This is a genomic window from Chryseobacterium formosum (genome assembly GCF_026460885.1).
Taxonomy (GTDB): Bacteria; Bacteroidota; Bacteroidia; order Flavobacteriales; family Weeksellaceae; genus Chryseobacterium; species Chryseobacterium formosus.
The window spans coordinates 352,081-373,267 of sequence record NZ_JAOVZW010000013.1; the positions used below are offsets into that span (position 1 = coordinate 352,081).

A 21,187-nucleotide genomic window follows, 5' to 3' on the forward strand; every position below is an offset into this window, starting at 1 on the left:
TTTTAAATATTAATATTGTACGCTATATTATTGTTCTTTAGTTGCAAAAGAATTCCAGAAATCGATTATATATTTTGTTTTATCATCGAATCTTTCATAGATTTCCTTAGATTCCTCAAATTTTTGTAAAAATAAATTTATAAGAACGCAATTAATAATTCTGATATTATTTAAGGTAGAAGTTAAATTATCTATTGCTATTTGACTTGCTATATTTAAGTTCATTTGCTTCAATTGCATTATTGAAACAAATTCAGAATGAGCATAATTAGAATAAAGTTTGTAATAACCATCGAGTAATTTAGTATTTATACTGCTTTTGCTAAGTAAATCAGACCAACTTATTGTTCTTGGAATTCCGTAAGCATCCAATTTCCAAATTTGATTTTTTGATAATTGAGAGTAAAATTGTGATGCTTTAACTTCTTTTTTTAGTTTGTCAATTTCTTCTTTTTCTGATTCTATTTTTGCAGAATGGATTTGATTAATATCGTTGATTGGTTGTTGTCTCATCATAAAACCCGCTATTTTCCATAATTTAAATCGGAAATTCCTTTCTTCTTGCGAGATATCATTAACGAACAGATATTCAATTGTTAGAAAACATTCGATGATAGTTCTCGCAACAACGTATAATGATGAAATATCAATAATTTGAATTTCTTTGTCAAGCACTTTTAAATTTTGACCATTTGCCAGTTGCAGCCCGGTGTTTGTTGCGAGTAAAATTTTGATATTTAAAGTTTCAATATAAGCTTCACCAAAATCAAGGTTAGGATTTATTTCATTTTTATATAATTGAATTAAATCTGCTAATATTTTTGCAGTAAGATCCAAATGATTTTTAATAGTGAGCAAATCAGTTGAAGCAGTCTCTAAAAGCATTTCAATTTTTATTTTTGTCCGTCATTTTGTTGAAATATTATAAGTGTATAATTAACTTGATACAAAATTACAATCCAGCTACGCAATCTATCTGCGCAACTTTTTTTTTATTGATATTTTTTATCTCGTCATCTGTAAAATTGCTGATATTTAATTTGCGGACGGTAGCTTTTTATTTTATAAACTAACAACAAATTTTCATAAAACAGTTGCTTTTGAGGTCATCCAATTTTCTATAGCAAATATATTCCGTTGTCCCTGCAGAAAAAAATCTTTTTGGGTATCCGGAATCAAGGATTCCAGAACCTCCGCAAAAAGATTTCAAGCTTCATGAATGTTCTTTCTTATTGTTTTCAAGGTATTGATTGCAGTTTTCCTTGTGCCTGCCTGAATGGTTATCTGCATAGAAAAAGTCAGAAACCTCACAAGATGCAATTGCAGTTCATTGAAATTTTGATCCTTATTATTCTCTTGGTATAAATTATCTCATCAGATGTTGGTTAAAATCGATTGATCAGATTCTTTTATAAATCGATTAATCAAATTCTTATGTAAACCACTTCGTCAGATGTTAGTATAAATCAATTTATCAGATGATATGACCAAGTAAAAGATAAGAAAAGTCAAAGTTTCCTTCAAGCTGCAATTCACTGGTTTTTAATGTAAGTGCGGGAAAAACAGGTCTCCGCCGTACTCGGAGCAGGAAATTATGAAATGCAATATTGTGAACGAAATTAAATTGAGCTACTCAGGAAAGGGAAATTGTGAAAGGTCTATATCATCTTCAACTGATGCAGTGGATGTTTTCAGGGAACATTTTGATGCGGAGGAAATGGACTACAGGGAATCTTTCTTTGCGCTGTACCTGAATCAGGCGAATAAGGTATTGGGAATTAAGAAAATATCGGAATGCGGGATTTCTTCGACATTGGTAGATGTCAGAATTATTATGCAGGCGGCACTTCTTTGCAATGCTTCGGGGATCATTGTTTCCCACAATCATCCTTCGGGAAATTTGAAGCCGTCAAGTTGTGATATTAAAATGACCGCACAGATCAAAGAGGCTGCAAAAATTTTGAGTATGTCGTTGCTGGATCACGTGGTTTTAACGTCGGATTCTCATTTCTCATTTGCGGATAATGCGATGATCTGAGTAGTAAAATAATAAGCAATCAAATAAATAATAGTATCAAATAATATCTAAAATAATCGTCATGAACAAAATGGGAAATTATACGGCAGTTTCAGAGGTGAGTACTTTATTGGTACTTCGTCACAGTAACAATTCTATCGGAATTGTACAGGGAATCGAACAAAACGGAAATTTGATAGACGTTCAGCCTGACCGAAGTAAGGTTGATACGGTCTTGAGGATCGATTCGTCGGAGAATTCTTTTACGGACTTCTATTCGGATTTTTACCATCAGCTGAAAGATCCCTCTGAATATTCATTTTTTAAGGTGAGGGAATTCGAGGAGCACGATACAGCTATAGATTTACAAGAGTACATTGATTGTTTATCGGAGGGTGAGAGACAAGATCTGAAAGCGGTTGAAGTGTCTATTGAAGCGGTCGAGTCCATCAGAAATAAAAAGAATGCTGAAAGCGGGTCTTTTGTTTTGAGGAATGGTTTTAGTAATGGGTCAGATATTATTAATAATAGTTCCCAATACCGCTATCAGATCAAGGATGTGCCGTGGGACACGATGGCTGAATTGGGTCTTTACAGGGAAAGGTTGGAAGAAATCGGTGCGTTGGATGCTCTGTTAAAAGGCTATAAAACACCGATGTTGATCCCGATACTTTTTAATGATGGGGAAATGGTAAGTCAGATTGATGCACGCTTGCAGTTGCGGATCGATGATGATGGAGAATTGATCGTTAAGGTGCATCGGGTTTGTAAGAAAGTGGATTTCAGAAAGAAGTTTAAGGGTCATAAGTTTACAAAAGAGGATAGGGTCAATCTTTTAAATTCAGGGAATATGGGAAGAGTGGTGGATCTTGTTGATGCGGTTACAGGCGAGATAATTCCTTCCTTGATAAGTTTGGACAGGATGACCAATGAGCTAATCTCTTTAAGGATGGAATTGGTGAGAATTCCTGATATGCTTTGCGGTGTGAGATTGGATTTGGAACAGAAGCAGGTGCTTCTTGATGGGAAAGCTTTGTTTATTGAAAATATGTTGTCGAAGAAGGGAAAGTTTTTTTCTGCAACGGTGCAGTTCAATGCAGATAGGCAATGGGTGGAGTTTTTGTTTGAGAATAAATTTAGAAGTTCTGGTTTTAGCGAAGTACATCATTCTGAAAGGGAAGTTCCTTCACATTTCAGAGGGGTTAGGCTTCTTCAATGGCAGATGGATAAGTTGAAGGCAGGGGAGACGGCTTATATCAAGGGGCTGGAGAGTAAAAAAGGGAGCACTTATCAGGGTTATATTCGTTTTGAAAAGAAGATAGGGGAAATTGTGTTTTCTTTTAAGAATCCGAAGAAGAAATAGGAGAGTCATGAAGATGTTTTTGGAATTCTAGAGTAAGGGTGTAATCAATTTAGAATATAATTTTTAGCAACCTGCAAGGTCGAAAGACTTTGCAGGTTGCTTTGTTTGAGTTTTAACATTGGAAATGGCTGAAGGAAAATCGGGTGGCAAAAATGCAATTCCTTCCTGCGGTCGGAAACGCATTTTTGCGGAATTTGGAGCAACCATATTTCTAAAACATGGCCTGGTAGGGCTTTGTTATGTTTTTGAAAAAAGGTTGCGGAATTTATTATTTATAATTAATTAGTTTTTTATAGAGTTTGTTCAAGAAATATTCCCTGTAAGTCATTTAAAGGTGTCCAAATTCCGGACTTAACTTTTAAGTAAGTTTTACAAAGCGAAATTATTTTTTCTTCATCTCCAAACCTGATACTTTTTCTTTCAAATTCTGTTAAACCTTCAAGAGCATTTGAAGTAAAACCATATGTTGACAGTAATAATCCGCTTTCACTTTTTTCGTTACAAATGACTTTCAAAAACTCTTTCACATATTTTTGTCCAACTTTCTTTTTTGATTTCCAGTGTTTAATCTCAACTAAATATTTTTTTGCATTTCCTTTTTTATTGATTTCTACAATAAGATCTTTGCCTCCATCTTTGCTTGGTGCTGTGAGTTTTACATCAAAGGCTAAACCTTCAAATAGCTCTGCAATCATTTTTTCCAAGTCTCTCCATTCTAATTTTAGGAGAAAATTAGAATCTTCAGCAATTTTCTCTATAAATGTTTTACTTACAACTTTAATTATGTCTTCATACTCAAGAAATCCTTGATTAGATTCTATTTCTATTCTAGATGTCCACGATTTTAGGTCATCTAGAGTTAATAATTCAACTTTCAAGGGATCAGTAATATTTACAAAACGATAACATGCAGAGGTAAATCCTTTAGGTGCAAATAAAATAAGACGGTCATAGGGATAGTTGAACGCAAACGAAACTCTTTCATGTACGCGATCTTCATTGACGCTTTTAGCTGAATTTTGAAGAGAAATGCATATCCTCTCTTTAGAATCCTGCTTTGTACAGATGAAATCAAATTTACTTGTGTCTGGACTTGGATTAAGTATAGTTGTAAAGCCATCGTTCGATAACAGTTTTGAAATTGCTTGATGAAATGTAAAGCAAATTTCTCGATCATCTCTAGGACTTGTTATAGAGTTTTCTAAAACAAGAATATCACGAATTAGTTCATCTTTTTTTGTTGGTGTCATCATATTTTTGAGATACAAACGAATTACTAGTAAAGAGGACTTATTCAGTCCTTTTTTTCTGATGTTCAGCTTTAATTTCTGCATTCAAATTGAACGTGAAATCTCTTTCTTCATCCTTAGGATAATCATTAAATACCCAACTTTTAACTTGTGAATATAGAAAGTTCCCGACATTCTTTTCTACTAATAGTTTGAGATTGATAAGAAATTCTATGTTGATGGGTTTCTTAAATATTAAAAGTGTAATAATTTACTCTTAGTATATCGCTCATCTTACGAACCAGATGAATTTCTGAGTCCCCTTTCGTCCAGAGTGTGTTTAGCCCAAATTTCATTATGAAAATATTAGTTTTTACAAATATAAAAAACTGTTATGAAGTATGTATAAAATAAAAAAAATTGTAAATACTTTAGTAATAAAATATAATTACATTTATTGTCTCTTCCTAAAGTTCTTACGTTGCGCAATTTTGAACCTATAAAACTTTTAGCTTTATAGGTTTTCTTTAAAATTAATAAGGATTGTGAAGAATGTTGTGGTAAAGATGCAATTCGTCTGTGTGATCGGCAACACATTTTTGCTAAGTTTGATGCAATCATATTTCTAAAACATAGCTTGATTTTGGCTAGGCTATATTTAAAAAAAAGAGTGCTAAAATTTACAAATTAATATCTTGAGTAATAAATTTTACGCACTGACTAAAGATTTATGTTGGAACGATTGAATATTAATAATCTTTTAAAATACAGTAAAAATACCTAGTCATAATTATTTAATTTTGATTAATTTGCTTCCAAATCCAAGGCAAATTTTAAAATAATTTACATAATGATAACAAGTATTTATTTAAAAGAACACGAATATCTAATAAATAAACCTCAAACATTAAATTTTGGTGGTAAGTATCTATATTTTTTTCAACAAATGCATGATAATAATTTAGTTGTTCAGAGAAAACTTAATGATAAATATATTCCTGATTTTTTTAATATTTCAGAAAGTAACTCAAGTGTAAACTTATTAAGTGCTGTTGTTGGACAAAATGGCGTGGGTAAATCCACTGTTTTAGATATAATTAGAAGCTCATTTGTAGAAAATGATTATTCTTTACCATATAATAATTCTGTAATATTAATAGAAGTTGATGGTCAAACTAAAGTTCTACAGTCAGGAAATAGTATTTTACATTTACAAATTGAAACAAGTGAAGGAATAGATTATGTTTCAATACCAAAAGTAGATCAGGAACAATATCAAAGTATATATTATTCTCCTCATTTTGATTTGAAGTATAATGATAATTTTAGTGAGATTGATAAGTATGATATTTCTCTGGATCAATTTATAAAAGACGATTTGGCAGAAACAGATAAAAAAGGTACAAATGAAAATGGCTGGAGATTTGGCTTACATACTGAACTTGTTTTTAAAAACTCAATGCGACAAATCGAATTTTTAAATTCTAATATTTTTAAGGATAATATAGTTTTCAGAGAAGTATTTAATTTGCCACAGTATGAAACAGGAATACTACATTTTAGGGATATAGAATTCTCAGATTTTCATAACACTCCTTTTGACTTAAGACCTATAATTGAGCTTATTTTAAAAAAAACTGAAAATGAAAATAAAAATTGGCATCTAATAAGAACATTTGATAAAAATAATAATGTTGAAAATCAAGCAGATGTAAATAAGTATTTATTAGAACGGTTTGTTATAAAAGCATTTATCTCTGTTGTAATTCAGCAAATGGAGAAAGAGAACACTTGGTTGCAGGAAGGTAATATAGAAGATTCACATAATATGGATAAATTTAAAGATTTATCATCTATTGAACTACTTTTTTACTTTATTAAAGAAAGCTATATTGAGAAAGGAAATTTTAAAAAAGAAATTTTTAATTATGAAGGTATTATACTATTTTTTGAAAAGCTAAATTTTTTATTTGAAAAAGAAAAAGATCCCAGTAATATCAAAAAACAAAGTATCAGACTAAACCTGAATGAGGTTAAGGAGATTATGGAGTTACATAAGAAAATCATTATAAATCTTCTTGATTACTACCCGAAATTTGAGAATCTTGTTGATAAGAATAATTATGTAGAGGGCTTTTTATCATTTAGACCAACAGATAGAAATATGAGCTCTGGTGAAAATGCTTTACTTAATTTCTTTTCTAAATTATATAGTTTTATTCAGGATAATCTGATAAAAGAAAGCAAATCTTTACATGACAAAGAAAATTATATTTTATTATTAGATGAAGCTGATTTAGGATTTCATCCTGTTTGGAAAAAAAAATATATTGAAGCAATTTTAAAAACACTACCATATTTTTTTGAAACTTTACAAATAAAACCTAATCTCCAGATAATCATTACAACACATGATCCATTTACTCTGTCAGATTTGCCAATTGATAATGTTGTATTTCTTTATAAAGACAAGGGATATTGTAGTGTAATTTTAGAAAATGATAGAATACAAAAAACTTTCGGTGCAAATATTACGAATTTATTGGCTCATTCATTTTTTGTAGATGATGGGTTGATTGGTGATTTTTCAAAATCAAAAATAAGAGAAGTTATAGATTGGATAAATGAAAATAAAAATTTATCTGAGACTAGAAAATCTACTCCAGAATTTCTAGAGAGATTAGAATATTATAAAAAGGTTATTAATCTTATTGATGAAAAGATTACTAAGCTAAAGCTATCAGAAATGATTACAGATTTAGTTCCGGATAGCGAATATTATAATCAAATTATTGAGGACGAAATTACATTACTAAGAAAGAAAAAAAGATAATTATGCAATATATAAATATTAATCTTCCCAATATTATTGAGGCAAGGGATAATCATTATCTTTTTATGAGGTATATAATTAAAAAAAAGATTAATGGAAAAATTTTTAATGAATCACCTCCAGTTAGTAATATGAATAAGATTCAAAAAGTTAACGGAATAAAAAGTACTATTGCTAAGTTTTTTAATGATGAAGATAATTTGAGAAAGGTTTTAATCGGTACACCTGATGAACTTGAGGTGATAAAAAATAAGTTTTTATCAACAGGTTTGAAAAAATCTTTAAAGACATTGATGAATTATGATAGTTGGATAAAGACGGATGATAAAGCAACATACAGAAATTATAATGCTTATCATTTAGCAGAGAAATTAGATATTCCAACTTGTGTTTATTGTAATCGTATTTATACCAAAACTGTAATTAATAGTTCAGGAACAAAAATTACAAGACCAACTTTTGATCATTGGTTTCCTAAAAGTAAGCATCCATTATTAGCATTATCATTTTATAATCTAATTCCGAGTTGTTCTGTTTGTAATAGTGGAGTTAAAGGATCTACACCTTTTGAAATATCTACTCACTTTCATCCATACCATAAAAACCTAATCGAAGATTTTAAATATACATTTAGTTATGATCACAGAGATTATGATAAATTTATATTTAAAATTATGCCTGATAATAAATTTTCGGAAGTATCTGTTAATGCATTTGAATTAGAAGAGATATTTAAGGCTCATGAAGATGAAATTGAAGATTTACGAAGAATAAAAGATGCTTATTCGGAAGATTATATTGATATGTTAGAAAACAATATTTTATCTGGTTCCGGTATTACATTAGATAGAAATGAGGTCTATCGTTTAGCATTCGGTGTTCATTTTCAAGAAGCTAAATTTGATAGAAGGCCTTTAAGCAAGATGAAAAAAGATATTTTAATAGAATTGGGAATTATTAAAGTTTGATTAGTCTGACATATAAATTAAATTTGCCAACAATTATAATTTGCTTACTAAATTTGACTGAAAGTTTGTGGTGATATTATAATAATAGATTTCAAAATTTTATTGAAATCATTAGAATGATTTAAAATGGCAATAAAAAAGTCAGAGTTATACAACTCTCTGTGGAAAAGTTGTGATGAATTAAGAGGGGGTATGGATGCCTCTCAATATAAAGACTATGTACTCACACTTTTATTTGTGAAGTACATATCCGATAAATATAAGGGAAAAAAATTTTCAGCCATAAAAGTTCCGGAAGGAGCTTCTTTTGATGATATGTTGGCTTTGGTTGGAACATCAAATATTGGAGATGATATTAATAAAAAAATTCTTTATCCAATTAAAGAAGCCAATGGATTAAATGACTTTCCGGACTTTAATGATGAAGGAAAATTGGGGAAAGGAAAAGATTTAATTGATACTGTTGGCAATCTTATTCTCATTTTTAATTCTCCTGATTTAGATTTCTCTGGCAATAAAGCAAATGATGATGATTTATTAGGAGATGCATATGAATATTTAATGCGCCATTTTGCCACTGAATCAGGCAAATCTAAAGGGCAATTTTATACTCCGGCAGAAGTAAGTCGTATTTTAGCAAAAATTATAGGTATTAGTGGTAGTAACTCTACTGCACAGACAACAGCCTATGATCCCACATGCGGATCGGGATCTTTATTGCTGAAAGTAGCGGAAGAAGCGGAAAAAAATATTACACTTTACGGACAGGAAAAAGAGATTGCAACAGCCAATCTTGCTCGTATGAATATGATTCTACATGGTAATCCTTCAGCGGAAATTGCCGCAGACAACACACTTTCAAGACCTAAGTGGAAAAATGAACAAGAAACGGGTCTAAGAACTTACGATTATATTGTGGCAAATCCTCCATTTTCGTTAAAAAATTGGAGTAATGGCATTAGCATAAGTAATGATGAATATGGTCGTTTTGACTTGGGGATTCCTCCTGATAAGAACGGTGACTATGCTTTTTTATTGCATATTATAAAATCAATGCGTTCAGCAGGAAAAGCTGCGGTCGTATTACCTCATGGTGTATTGTTTAGAGGAAATTCTGAAGGTGAAATTAGGAAAAACATTACTAAAAAAGGTTATATAAAAGGAATTATTGGATTGCCTCCTAATTTGTTTTATGGAACTGGTATACCTGCTTGTATTATTGTTTTAGACAAAGAAGATGCTGATAAACGTAAAGGAATCTTTATGTTGGATGCTAGTAAAGATTTTGTGAAAGACGGTAATAAAAACCGATTGCAAGAAAAAGATATTCGTAAAATAACAGAAATATTCAATAATTTCATTGAGGTTCCAAAATATAGTAAAATGATATCATTAGACGAGATTGCCAATGATAAAAATGACTATAATCTCAATATTCCGCGATATATAGACATCCAACAGGAGAGTGATATTCAAGATATTGGTGCTCATTTTTTCGGAGGTATTCCAGAAAGGGATGTAAAATCGTTTGAGAAATATTGGAATATTTTTCCAGATTTAAAAAACAGTCTGTTTGAGCCCCAAAGAGTTGGCTACTATAATTTAAAAGTATCTAATGATGAGGTAAAAAATACAATATTTAACCATCCTCAATTTTTATCTTATAGAAATCAATTACAAAAAACTTTTGATGATTGGATAAAAGACAAAAAAAGTTATTTTAAGCAATTAAACAAAGGTATACATCCTAAAAAAGAGATAGTCGATTTAGGAGATTCTATTCTAAAAACCTTTAAGAAAGATGCATTAATTGACCCTTACAATATGTATCAGTATTTAATGCTTTATTGGGAAGAAGTTATGCAGGATGACTTTTATACTATTGCTATTGATGGCTGGGAAGCTGGGATAGAATGGGAAAGGGAAATTATTAAAGGAAAAAAAGGGAAAGATGGAAAAATTGCAAAGGATAAGGCTATAGATGGGTTGGAAGGTATCATAGGACGAATGATAACGCCAGACTTATTAATTCAAGAATTTTTTGCTAAAGAATGGGAAACTGTTATTGATTTTGAGGAACAAATTGAAAATGCTAAAGCAGAACTAGAGGAAATAAAAGAGGAAACAGAAGTAGAAAACGGTATTTTCAGTGATTTGGAAAAAGTAAATCTTACCTCTGTAAAAGGACTTTTGAAACAGCGAAAAAGTGAGAAAGCTCCAAAAGAAGAAATAGATGTTATTGAAAATTATATTAATCTTAATGAAGCTATATCAAGTTTTACGAAGCTGATTAAAATACAGAAGGAAACTATTGAAAAATTAGTGATAGAAATGTATCCAAAATTGTCAGAAAATCACATCAAAGACTTGGTTATAAATAAAAAATGGTTAAAACATTTGGAAAGTTGTCTTCACGAAGAAAAAGAAAGAATGAGTCAAACACTTACTGGGAGAATTATGGAGTTGGTAGAACGTTATAAAGTTACTTTACCTGAAGCAGAAACAACTTTAAAGGAATATGAAACCAGAGTAAAGTTACATTTACAAAAAATGGGGTGGCAATGGTAGAGACAAAATTTATACAGACAGATATTGGTCTTATTCCTCAAGATTGGGAGGTGAAGGAGATGCTGGAGATCATTTCGGAAATTTCTATGGGACCTTTTGGATCAGATATTAAGGTTTCAAATTTTGTTAATAAAGGAGTTCCAGTATTAAATGGATATAATATAAGTGGAATAAAGCTAAAAGAAAGATATTCAAATTTTGTCACAGTAGAAAAAGCTAAAAGTTTAAAGAAAGCCGTAGCAAAAAGAGGGGATATTGTTGTTACTCATCGAGGAACGATAGGACAAATGGCTTATATACCTGAAGATTCGAGTTTTGAAGAATATGTCATTTCTCAAAGTCAATTTAGATTTTCTACAAATAAAATGGTCATATATGAATTTGTTGTTTTATTTTTTCATTCAGATAAAGGACAGAATATTATTTTGGAGAGTAAAGGTCATACAGGAGTGCCCGCAATTGCTCAAGCTACAACTACATTTAAAAAGTTTCAAATTCCAATTCCACCGCTTTCCGAACAACAAGCCATATCAAAAATATTAAGTGATATTAATATTTGGATAGAAAGTTTAGAAAAACTTATCTTCAAGAAACAGCTTATCAAACAAGGTGCTATGCAAAAATTGCTTACTCCTAAAAAAGATTGGGAAGTGAAATTATTAGGTGAAGTAGCTAATTTTTTTAAAGGAAATGGATTACCAAAAAATAGTATAAATTCTAATGGAAATGTAAAATGTATTCATTATGGAGAACTTTTCAGAAAACATAAAGAGGTCATCAATAAAATCACTAATAAGACTTTTAATTTTTCATCGTCATTTCTTTCAAAAGTAAATGATGTACTAATGCCTACATCAGATGTTACACCAAGGGGATTAGCAACAGCAAGTTGTATTAAAGAAGAAGGAGTTTTAATAGGAGGTGATATTTTAGTTATCAGATTTACGAAAGAAATTGATGGTGCTTATTTTTCTTATTTTGTGAGTAATAATAAAGAGGAAATTTTAAAGCTTGTTAGTGGTTCTACGGTCTATCATCTATATGGTTCCGAATTATCAAGTTTAAATTTCAAATATCCAAAATCAAAATCTGAACAAAGCCGAATTGCCAAAATTCTTTTTGATATGGATGTTGAAATAGAAGCTTTAGAACAAAAACTTGCCAAAGCCAAACAAGTCAAACAAGGATTAATGCAGGAGTTGTTGACAGGAAGGATTAGATTAGTATAATAAAAAATAGGACAATAAAGATGAAAGAATATTTACTATGTAATCCCCAGGTATTTGTGACCTTTATTATTGGAATTTTTACATTGTTTATCACTTGGTGGTTTAATCGAAATAATCTGAAGATTACTCATCAAAAAATGGAGAAAGAACTCTTTAAAGAGTTTAATGAAAGGTATGATAAATTAAATAATGACCTTAGTAAACTTGATACTGTCGAAAATTTGAGTCAATTAAAAGAGATTAAATCTAGCGATATTAATAAAACATTGTATGATGTTTTAATGGATTATTTCAATCTTTGTTCAGAACAGTATTATTGGTATAAAAGAAAAAGAATTTCTCACGAGATTTGGGATAGTTGGTATTCAGGAATGATGTTCTATTATAATTCGTTTCCAATTGTTAAAGAAGTTTGGTTAAATGAAATTATTGATGGTGGATATAAGTCATATTATTTAAAAGGAAAAGATGAACTATTTAAGTAACTAACAAAATTCTAATAACCTGAAAAACAAAACATGAATGAAAATCTTAAAAATATTGAAGAATTATTAGACTTCAGTTTTATAATTGATGCTTACCAAAGAGGTTATAGATGGGACACAGACCAAGTCTATAGTCTTCTTACGGATATTGATGAATTTACCCTTAAATTTCAATCTTTCTATTGTTTACAGCCTTTAGTCGTTAGAAAAATTGATGATAATACTTATGAATTAATTGATGGTCAACAAAGAGCTACTACAATTTCTCTAATCCTGATGTTTTTCAAATCAAAAAGTTATCGTCTTCGATATACAACTAGAAATACTGAAGAGAGTGGTATAAACTCGTTTATTGTAAATATTCCTGAGCTGTCTTTTCCTGAGTTCACTTTCAAAAAAGACCTTGATAATTTTAATATCATAGATAGCTTAATATTTAGACATTGGAAAGAAAATATCATTTTAAATAACTCTGAAATAGATAATGTAGATAACTTCTATTTTTATAAGAATTATGTAGTTATCCATAACTGGTTTGAGCAGTTTGATGAGGAAGAAAAAGAAGTCTTCAAACATAAATTGCTTAAGAATACAAAAGTAATTTGGTATGTCGAAAATGAAACTACAAGTGATGAAAAAATAATTGAAAAATTCATCAATTTTAATGAAGGGAAAATAGAACTTGAGCAAGCAGAGTTAATTAAGGCTCTGTTTGTTTTGGATATCGCTAAAACACCCAATGCTGTTCAAAGACAATACGAAGAAAATCAATTTGCTGATGATTGGAATCTCATTGAGCATCAAATGGGAGACGATAAATTTTGGCAATTTATTACCAGTAATAAAAATGATGAGAATATAGCCAACAAAATTAATTTGGTCTTTCAACTGCATAACGGCTTTGGGAAAAGTGAAGATAAATTTTATAATTATAGAAAATTTGAAAATTCCTTTAAGAACTCAGAAGAAAAAAATAAACCGAACTGGAGTAAAATTACCCAACTGTACAATGGTTTAGAAGAATGGTTTTTTGACCGTACTTCATATCATTTGATAGGTGCCATTATCCATCTGACGAACTTCAACATTTCCACAATTCTGGAAAAAGCTCAAGAATCGAGTACCAAAGTAAAATTCAGAAATGAATTGCGAAAATTGTTGGGTAATGAATTTCTCACCGAAAAATTTAATCTTGAATTAATTAAATATAATGATATCACTGTTTTCAAGATGCTTTTTTTATTCAATATTGCACTTACTGAAATTGATGATACTGAAACTTTTTTTCCATTTTACAGATTCTACGAAACTAAAAACTGGAATATAGAACATATTCTTGCAAAAAATGATGATGGTTTGGATACTTTTGAAGAATTCAAAACTTTTCATCGAGAAATCGATACATTGATTAAAGCATCTACAGATGAAGAAGTAACTCTCGAAAATAAAAATATTATTAAGGTATTACTTGATGAGTTAGCACAATTGATTTATGAAAGCAAAAAGGGGGTTATAAAGCAAAAAGCAAAAGAAATAAATGATAAGGTTGCGGAGTTTTTTAGTGTTGATGACTTTAATAATTTATGTCTTTTAGACCAATCCACTAATATTAAAGTGGGTAAAAAGCCTTTTAGAAGAAAAAGGAATATTATTCTAAAATTAGATGATGAAATTGAAATAAAACCAGATACATATATACCAATGGGAACGGAATATGTATTTTCAAAGAAATCTACAAAATCCGAATTTTATCAAATTGATTATTGGAGCTTAACAGATAGAGAATCCTATCTCAAGTTTGTACAAAATACAATTTCTAAATTTCTTACACCTGAGCAAGATGAGAGAAACTAAATCTTTTCATGAAATTATTGACGAGCATATTATTGAAGTTCCAATAATACAAAGAGAATATGCGCAAGGAAGAACTACAAAAAAAGTAAATTCTATTAGAAAACGATTTGTAACTGACCTTGTGAAAGCAATTACTGAAGATAAAGAAGTTCATTTAGGTTTTGTCTATGGTAAAATAGAAGGTAAGGAAAGTGCCAGACGTAAAGTATTAAATCGAGAAGCGGTCAACTCTATTTTGGAAGCTGTTAAATTTTATGCAAATAATTTAGAGTTAAAAATAAAAGCTGAGGTCGAAGAGACTGAATCCGAAAAAACTGATCAAGGAATTCTAAAGTTTGTTCCTTTAGATGGACAACAAAGGCTTACAACATTGTATGTTCTTTGTTGGTATTTGTATTATAAAGGTGCAGAATCAAATAATTTAAGATGGTTAAACCACTTTAAATATAGCAATAGAAAATCTGCATTAGCTTTTTGTAATGAGCTAAAAGATACTGAGAATATTAAAGAACTTAGAAAAAAACAAAAGAAAAATACAGAAACAAGTATTAAAGAATTAATTTCTAACTCAAGTTTCTTTCTTAAAAAATGGAATAAGGATGCAACTGTAAGCGGAATTTTGGAGATGCTCTTTTCTATTGAAAAAGAATTTAAGTCTGATTTTGATTTTAACAATATTTCTATTGAAAACCTTCCTTTCAAATTTGATTTTATGGATTTAGATTCTTTAAATCAAACTGATGAATTGTATGTGAAGATGAATTCTCGTGGAAAACAATTATCAGATTATGAGCATTTCAAATCTTGGTTACAGGAAAAATATAAAGATAATACAGACCAAGAACAACAAGAATGGCTTCAGTCTTTTTGGAAAAAACTAGATACAGATTGGTTAAATTATTTTTGGAGAAATATAGATGTTGATTTCAACGCTTTAGACAATTTCTATTATAACTATATCAAAAATTTGGCATTGATGTATTGTTTAGCAAGCAACAATGAGATTCCTTTCGAAAAGGTTAAAGATTTATATGGACAAATTAGAAATACGGAAATATATGATAGCAAAAAAATAACATACATTCCTTTAGAAAATTATCTTATCAAGTGGGGAAAAGACGAAGATGAAAAGTCATTTTTTATTTTCAACATAGATGTACTTAAATTTATAGAGAGGACTTTCGAATCGCTCATATATTTAGAAGAGAAAGAAAATTTTGATAAATTAAATCTTGAAAAAATAATTTGTAACCCTTTTGTAGAAAATCAAATAACAGACTTTTTCTTAAAATCAAATTTGTTTACTCCATCTTTATGGAATACAGTTTTTTATTATTCATTTTTAGTTTTCATCAACGATAGAGAAAATGTACAATATTCAATCGAAAGCTTGAAAGTATGGTTACGTTATACAAGGAATACTATATACAATACTTATATTCAAAGTCCGGAAAATTTTAATAGTGCTCTAAAGCAAATTAACAATCTTGAAGCGTATAAATTTAATATTGGCGAAGCTATACTAGACAATAATGTTGGAAATGTTTTCTTTGAAAATACACAATTTGACGAAGAAAAAATAAAATTAAATTTGTTACAAGAATATAAATGGGAAGAATCAATTTTCGGAATAGAAAACCACCCTTATCTTTTTGGACAAATAAACTTTATCTTAGATTTTTCAAAAGATGGATCAGGTAACTATGTTTTAGAAAATTTCAAAAAATATTGTAATGCGGTTTCAAAATTATATGGAGAAGAAATTAGGCTAAATTCCGAAAAAGTATTAGAACGCTTTCTTTTTTGTCAAGATGATTATTTGCCAGAATATAAGTCAAACCATATTTTTTGTACTGGTTCTTTAGGAGGTTTAAGAACAAAAAATGAAAATTGGAGATTGTTTTTTAAAGGCAATAAAATCAATATTTTAAAAGATTCAATCGATAAATTAGAAGATAAAAAAATAACACCGGAATTATTATCTGATTATATTAAAAATTATCTAAAAACAAAAAATCTAAAACAATCGGATTGGAAATACTTGTTTCTTAAATATCCGCAAGCAATTAATTATTGCAAAGAAAGTGCTATAAGATGGAACTCAGCTAACGACATTCGTTTATTAAAGGGGTTTCCTATTACCGCTTATCATAGTGAATTGAGAACCTATTGTTTTTTCTTGGATAATAGAAATAAAAATTCCACAGATGAAAACAGGATAGCTCCAGAGAAGTTTTTCCCATTCTCGAAATTTTGGTATTTTGAAGACAAGAATACAGCAGGTCATGCAGGATGTTATTTAGAAGGATTTAATGTCCAGGAAAAAGAGTATAAATTGGAAATAAAGTATTCTAAAGAAGAGGATGAATATCAATTATGTTTTTATCACAAAGTAGATGAAATAGAAAGTCGAAAAACGGATATTAATTTGGAAAAACTTGGATTTGTATTAGATGAAAAAGATGGGCAATATTTAAAAACTGTTCCGTATAAAAAATTAGAAAATGAATTAAAAAAGTTATGTACAGAGCTTAAAACTTTAAACCATGATTAATCCAATAGAACGAATTACCCAAAATCGAATTGTACAGCTTTTTAAAGAGTTAGGTTATACCTATTATGGTAACTGGGAAGAGCGAGAGCAAAATAACAATATCGAAGAAACCTATCTGAAATCTTTTTTGCTAAAACAAGGATATTCTGAATCTTTGGTTAAAAAAGCAGTTCAAGAAACGCTACAATTAGCTCAAACCAATGCTGGAAACATTTATGAGCGTAATAAGAACTTTTACTCATTGCTTCGTTATGGTGTAAAAGCTAAAGAAAATATAGGAGAGCATAATCAAACCATTAATTTAATAGATTGGGAGAAATGGGATAATAATGATTTTGGAATTGCAGAAGAAGTCACACTTAGAGGCAATAAAGTTCGTAGACCTGATATAGTATTATATGTAAATGGAATAGCATTAGGTGTTTTAGAATTAAAACGTGGAATAGTTGATATTTCGGAAAGTATCCGGCAGAATATTTCTAATCAAAAGGAGAAATTTAATGAAAACTTTTTTACTACTGTTCAATTTATTCTTGCAGGCAACAATACACAAGGATTAAAGTATGGTACTATCGAAACTTCTGAAAAATATTATTTGTCTTGGAAAGAAGATGAAGAAGACAATGAAGGATATAAGTTAGATAAGTATCTTAAAAAATTGTGTAACAAAGAACGTTTTTTAGATATTATCTATAACACAGTGATATTTGATGCAGGAGTAAAAAAATTACCTCGTCCACATCAGTATTTTGCATTGAAGGAATCTCAACAATTTCTACTTCAAAATGAAGGAGGAATTATTTGGCATACACAGGGTTCGGGTAAAAGTATCTTAATGATCATTCTGGCAAAATGGATTTTGGAGAATATTACTAATTCCCGTGTAGTATTATTGACAGATCGAACAGAGCTGGATAAACAAATTGGTGATAATTTCGAGAATATGGGTGAACAGGTTGCCCGTACTCGTTCAGGAAATGAATTAATGCAATTTTTAACACAACCTAAACCTCGTTTAATTGCTTCCCTTATTCATAAGTTTGGTAATAAAGGTGAGACAGACTATAAAACATTTATAGCAGAAATTAACAATAATCCATTACCAGTACAAGGAAATGTTTTTGTATTTGTAGATGAATGTCATCGTACTCAGAGTGGTAAATTAAATGAGACGATGAAAGTAATTCTGCAAGAAGCTACTTTTATTGGGTTTACAGGCACTCCACTGCTGAAAAAAGATAAACAAACCACTATGGATATTTTCGGAAGATATATTCATACCTATAAATTCAATGAAGCTGTGTATGATGGAGTAGTAAAAGATTTGGTTTATGAAGGGAGGAATATAGAGCAAAATCTTTCTTCGCAGGAAAAAGTGGATGCATGGTTTGAAGCTAAAACAAAAGGCTTGAATGATTTTCAAAAATCGGAATTAAAAAAACGATGGGGTACGATGCAAAATGTATTAAGTTCTCGTTCACGAATGGATAAAATTGTTTCGGATATTTTATTTGATTTTAGTGTAAAGGCACGGTTGGCTTCTGAAAAAGGAAATGCAATTTTAGTCGCTTCCAGTATATATGAAGCTTGCAAATATTATGAACTGTTTCAAAATACCCCTTTCAAAAGTAAAAGTGCAATAATAACCTCTTATAATCCCCAGACCAAAGATATCACAACTGAAGATACAGGTGAATATACAGAAACGGATAAAGAATACATTTATAAGGTTTACGAAAGATTATTAGCAGATGTTGTTCCACTATCAGGTAAAACCAAAACAGAGACCTATGAAGATAGTAATAAAGATTTATTCATAAAACAGCCAGCAAGGATGAAGCTATTAATAGTAGTTTCTAAATTATTGACAGGTTTTGATGCTCCTCCATGTTCATATATTTACATAGATAAAAAAATGCAGGATCACACTTTATTTCAAGCAATTTGTAGAACTAACCGATTAGATACTGATGACAAAGATTTTGGATATATCATAGACTATATGGAGCTATTTGGAAAAGTAACAGATGCGATTGATGTATATACTTCCGAGTTAGATATAGAAAGTTTTACTAAAGAAGAAGTTGATATCCAGCTAAAAGATCGTCTTAACATGGCGCGTGAACGTATTGAAAATACATTAGAAGAATTAGAAGCTCTCTGTGAACCTGTTGAAATTCATAGAACAGATTTAGAGTATATCCATTACTTCTGTGGAAATACAGAAATTCCATCAGACTTGAAAGCAAATGAATATAAAAGAGTTGCTTTGTACAAAGCTATTGTTTCTTACTTAAGAGCGTATACTAATATAAAAGCAGAATTAGAATTAGCTGGCTATACAAAAAACGAGATAATTCATTTTGAGGAACGACTTTATTTCTATTTAAAACTAAGAGAAATTATTCGCATAGCAAGTGGAGAAACCTTAGATTTAAAAGCTTACGAAGCAGATATGCGACATTTAATAGACAATTACATTCAGGCAAGCGAATCACAAGTAATTTCTCCATTTGAAGATATTTCCTTGTTAGATTTAATGGAATCAGATATTTTCAATACAATTGAGATGTTGCCTGAAAGTATTCGTAGTAGTCCAGAAGCTGTTGCTGAGGTTATAGAAAATAGTATAAGCTCAAAAATCGTTGAAAAACATCTTTTAGATCCTAAATATTTTGAAAAAATGTCTCATTTACTTTCTGCATTGATTGAACAGAGAAAGAAAGGAGTATTACAATATCGAGAATATCTTGAAAAGGCATCCGATTTAATTAAAAAGGTAAAAACGGGAAAAAATGATAATATTCCTTTATCTATTAAAACTATAGGAATGGGAGCTATTTATAATTATTTGAGTAAAAATGAAGAATTAACAATAGCCTGCGAGCTAGCTATTCAGAAATCTAAGAAAGAAGGTTTTAGAGAGAATATTCAAAAACAAAATGAGATCAAGGAAGCTATTTATGAAGTTTTAAATGATGAAGAAAAAACAGTAGAAATATATACGATTGTTGAAAATAATAAACTTGATTATTAAATGTCAGACGTGCTAAAATTTAACGATATTGAAGTTGAGCTTTCTTTTAAAAACATAAAGAATATTCATTTGAGAGTACACCCCCCTTATGGAAAAGTTACTTTGTCTTCTCCTGAGAATATTAGTGTCGAACATTTAAGAGTTTATATTAGTACAAAGTTAGGTTGGATACGTCGAGAGAAGAAAAAAATAACATCTCAAAAAAGAGAACCTGAATATCTTTATATAAACGACGAAAGTCATTATTTTTTTGGAAAACGTTATTTATTAAAAATAATAGAATCTAATAAAAAGTCTGAAGTTGTTCTTCTCCACAGTAAAATTGAAGTTACTGTACCAGAAGGAAGTGATAGAGAATTTGTTAAAGATAAGTTATATCAATGGTATAGAAAGCAATTGCGCCAATTCCTATTTGATAAAATAGAATTTTATAAGGCGAAAATGAATGTCTGTCCTAAAGGTTTTGGAATCAGAAGAGTAAAAACGAAATGGGGAAGTTGTAATGATACAGCTAAAACATTATGGTTTAATATTGAACTAGCTAAAAAGCCTAAAGATTGTATTGAGTATATTGTTGTTCATGAATTAGTCCATTTAAAAGAACGTAATCATAATAAGAATTTTGTAATATTAATGAATAAATATTTTCCTAACTGGCAATTAAGGAAAAAAGAATTGAATGATTTGCCTATTTAACTTGTAGCTGAAGATTAAATAAATCCCAACTCTCGTCAGGATTTATTTCGAAAATATGTATCATATTTATTTTCTAAGATACTTCTCGACTGCATCAGCAGAAGTTCCGACAGCCTTTACAGCTTCTTTCAAACGTTCTTTCGTAACGCCAAGTTCTTTAGACCAGTAGTCTAGTTCCCAGCTTTCATTCACATTTACTTTGGTTGCATCTTCTGGTTTTTTGGTTAAATCATCACTCATAATATAATTTTTTTGATTAATAATAGTAAAGATAAAAAGGTTTATCATCGTACAATTACGGGTTTCCGTAAAAAACAAAAAAAATCCCAATATTGTCAGGATTTAAATTTTGTC

The 21,187-nt window shown here is 29.8% G+C and carries 15 protein-coding genes; 11 read left to right on the plus strand and 4 right to left on the minus strand.

Going from position 1 to position 21,187, the window contains the following annotated elements; genetic code table 11:
* Positions 1–27: 27 nt before the first annotated feature.
* Positions 28–885: a DUF5677 domain-containing protein gene (locus tag OF897_RS12225; protein ID WP_267265963.1), complete on the minus strand. Its 858-nt coding sequence runs from the start codon at positions 883–885 to the stop codon at positions 28–30.
* A gap of 709 nt (positions 886–1,594) precedes the next feature.
* Between OF897_RS12225 and OF897_RS12230 the strand changes: the two genes are divergently transcribed.
* Both OF897_RS12230 and OF897_RS12235 read left to right on the plus strand, forming a co-directional pair.
* Entirely contained in the window at positions 1,595–2,038 is a 444-nt protein-coding gene (locus tag OF897_RS12230) for a JAB domain-containing protein (RefSeq protein ID WP_267265964.1), read from the plus strand.
* Between the two features lie 61 nt (positions 2,039–2,099).
* Positions 2,100–3,380, plus strand: coding sequence for a DUF3945 domain-containing protein (locus tag OF897_RS12235; RefSeq protein WP_267265965.1), 1,281 nt, complete (start codon positions 2,100–2,102; stop codon positions 3,378–3,380).
* Between the two features lie 63 nt (positions 3,381–3,443).
* Here the strand turns inward: OF897_RS12235 and OF897_RS12240 are convergent, their stop codons facing one another.
* Positions 3,444–3,587, minus strand: coding sequence for a hypothetical protein (locus OF897_RS12240; RefSeq protein WP_267265966.1), 144 nt, complete (start codon positions 3,585–3,587; stop codon positions 3,444–3,446).
* 83 nt (positions 3,588–3,670) lie between these two features.
* Complete coding sequence (locus tag OF897_RS12245; RefSeq protein ID WP_267265967.1) at positions 3,671–4,633, minus strand: restriction endonuclease; 963 nt, start codon at positions 4,631–4,633, stop codon at positions 3,671–3,673.
* Between the two features lie 826 nt (positions 4,634–5,459).
* On the opposite strand from OF897_RS12245, the gene OF897_RS12250 reads away from it, so the two are divergent.
* The 9 genes from OF897_RS12250 to OF897_RS12290 all read left to right on the plus strand — a co-directional run bounded on the left by OF897_RS12250 (position 5,460) and on the right by OF897_RS12290 (position 20,833).
* A complete protein-coding gene (locus tag OF897_RS12250; protein ID WP_267265968.1) occupies positions 5,460–7,442 on the plus strand; it encodes an AAA family ATPase in 1,983 nt (660 codons plus the stop codon).
* Positions 7,443–7,444: 2 nt separating this feature from the next.
* Positions 7,445–8,410 carry a hypothetical protein gene (locus OF897_RS12255; RefSeq protein WP_267265969.1) on the plus strand — a complete coding sequence of 322 codons (966 nt, stop codon included), beginning with the start codon at positions 7,445–7,447 and terminating at the stop codon, positions 8,408–8,410.
* 126 nt (positions 8,411–8,536) lie between these two features.
* The gene (locus OF897_RS12260; protein ID WP_267265970.1) at positions 8,537–10,978 is read left to right on the plus strand and encodes a type I restriction-modification system subunit M; all 2,442 of its coding nucleotides are present in this window, start codon (positions 8,537–8,539) and stop codon (positions 10,976–10,978) included.
* Positions 10,972–12,207 (plus strand): restriction endonuclease subunit S, encoded by a 1,236-nt coding sequence (locus tag OF897_RS12265; RefSeq protein WP_267265971.1) that lies wholly within the window; start codon positions 10,972–10,974, stop codon positions 12,205–12,207. Before OF897_RS12260 ends, OF897_RS12265 begins: the two co-directional genes overlap by 7 nt.
* A gap of 137 nt (positions 12,208–12,344) precedes the next feature.
* Complete coding sequence (locus OF897_RS12270) at positions 12,345–12,692, plus strand: hypothetical protein (RefSeq protein ID WP_267265972.1); 348 nt, start codon at positions 12,345–12,347, stop codon at positions 12,690–12,692.
* A gap of 33 nt (positions 12,693–12,725) precedes the next feature.
* Positions 12,726–14,546: a DUF262 domain-containing protein gene (locus OF897_RS12275; RefSeq protein ID WP_267265973.1), complete on the plus strand. Its 1,821-nt coding sequence runs from the start codon at positions 12,726–12,728 to the stop codon at positions 14,544–14,546.
* Positions 14,533–17,100: a GmrSD restriction endonuclease domain-containing protein gene (locus OF897_RS12280; protein ID WP_267265974.1), complete on the plus strand. Its 2,568-nt coding sequence runs from the start codon at positions 14,533–14,535 to the stop codon at positions 17,098–17,100. Before OF897_RS12275 ends, OF897_RS12280 begins: the two co-directional genes overlap by 14 nt.
* Positions 17,093–20,137 carry a type I restriction endonuclease subunit R gene (locus tag OF897_RS12285; RefSeq protein ID WP_267265975.1) on the plus strand — a complete coding sequence of 1,015 codons (3,045 nt, stop codon included), beginning with the start codon at positions 17,093–17,095 and terminating at the stop codon, positions 20,135–20,137. Before OF897_RS12280 ends, OF897_RS12285 begins: the two co-directional genes overlap by 8 nt.
* Positions 20,138–20,833 (plus strand): M48 family metallopeptidase, encoded by a 696-nt coding sequence (locus OF897_RS12290; RefSeq protein WP_267265976.1) that lies wholly within the window; start codon positions 20,138–20,140, stop codon positions 20,831–20,833.
* Between the two features lie 66 nt (positions 20,834–20,899).
* Here OF897_RS12290 and OF897_RS12295 read toward each other — a convergent pair whose 3' ends face one another.
* Positions 20,900–21,073: a DUF3606 domain-containing protein gene (locus OF897_RS12295; RefSeq protein ID WP_267265977.1), complete on the minus strand. Its 174-nt coding sequence runs from the start codon at positions 21,071–21,073 to the stop codon at positions 20,900–20,902.
* Positions 21,074–21,187 lie beyond the last annotated feature (114 nt).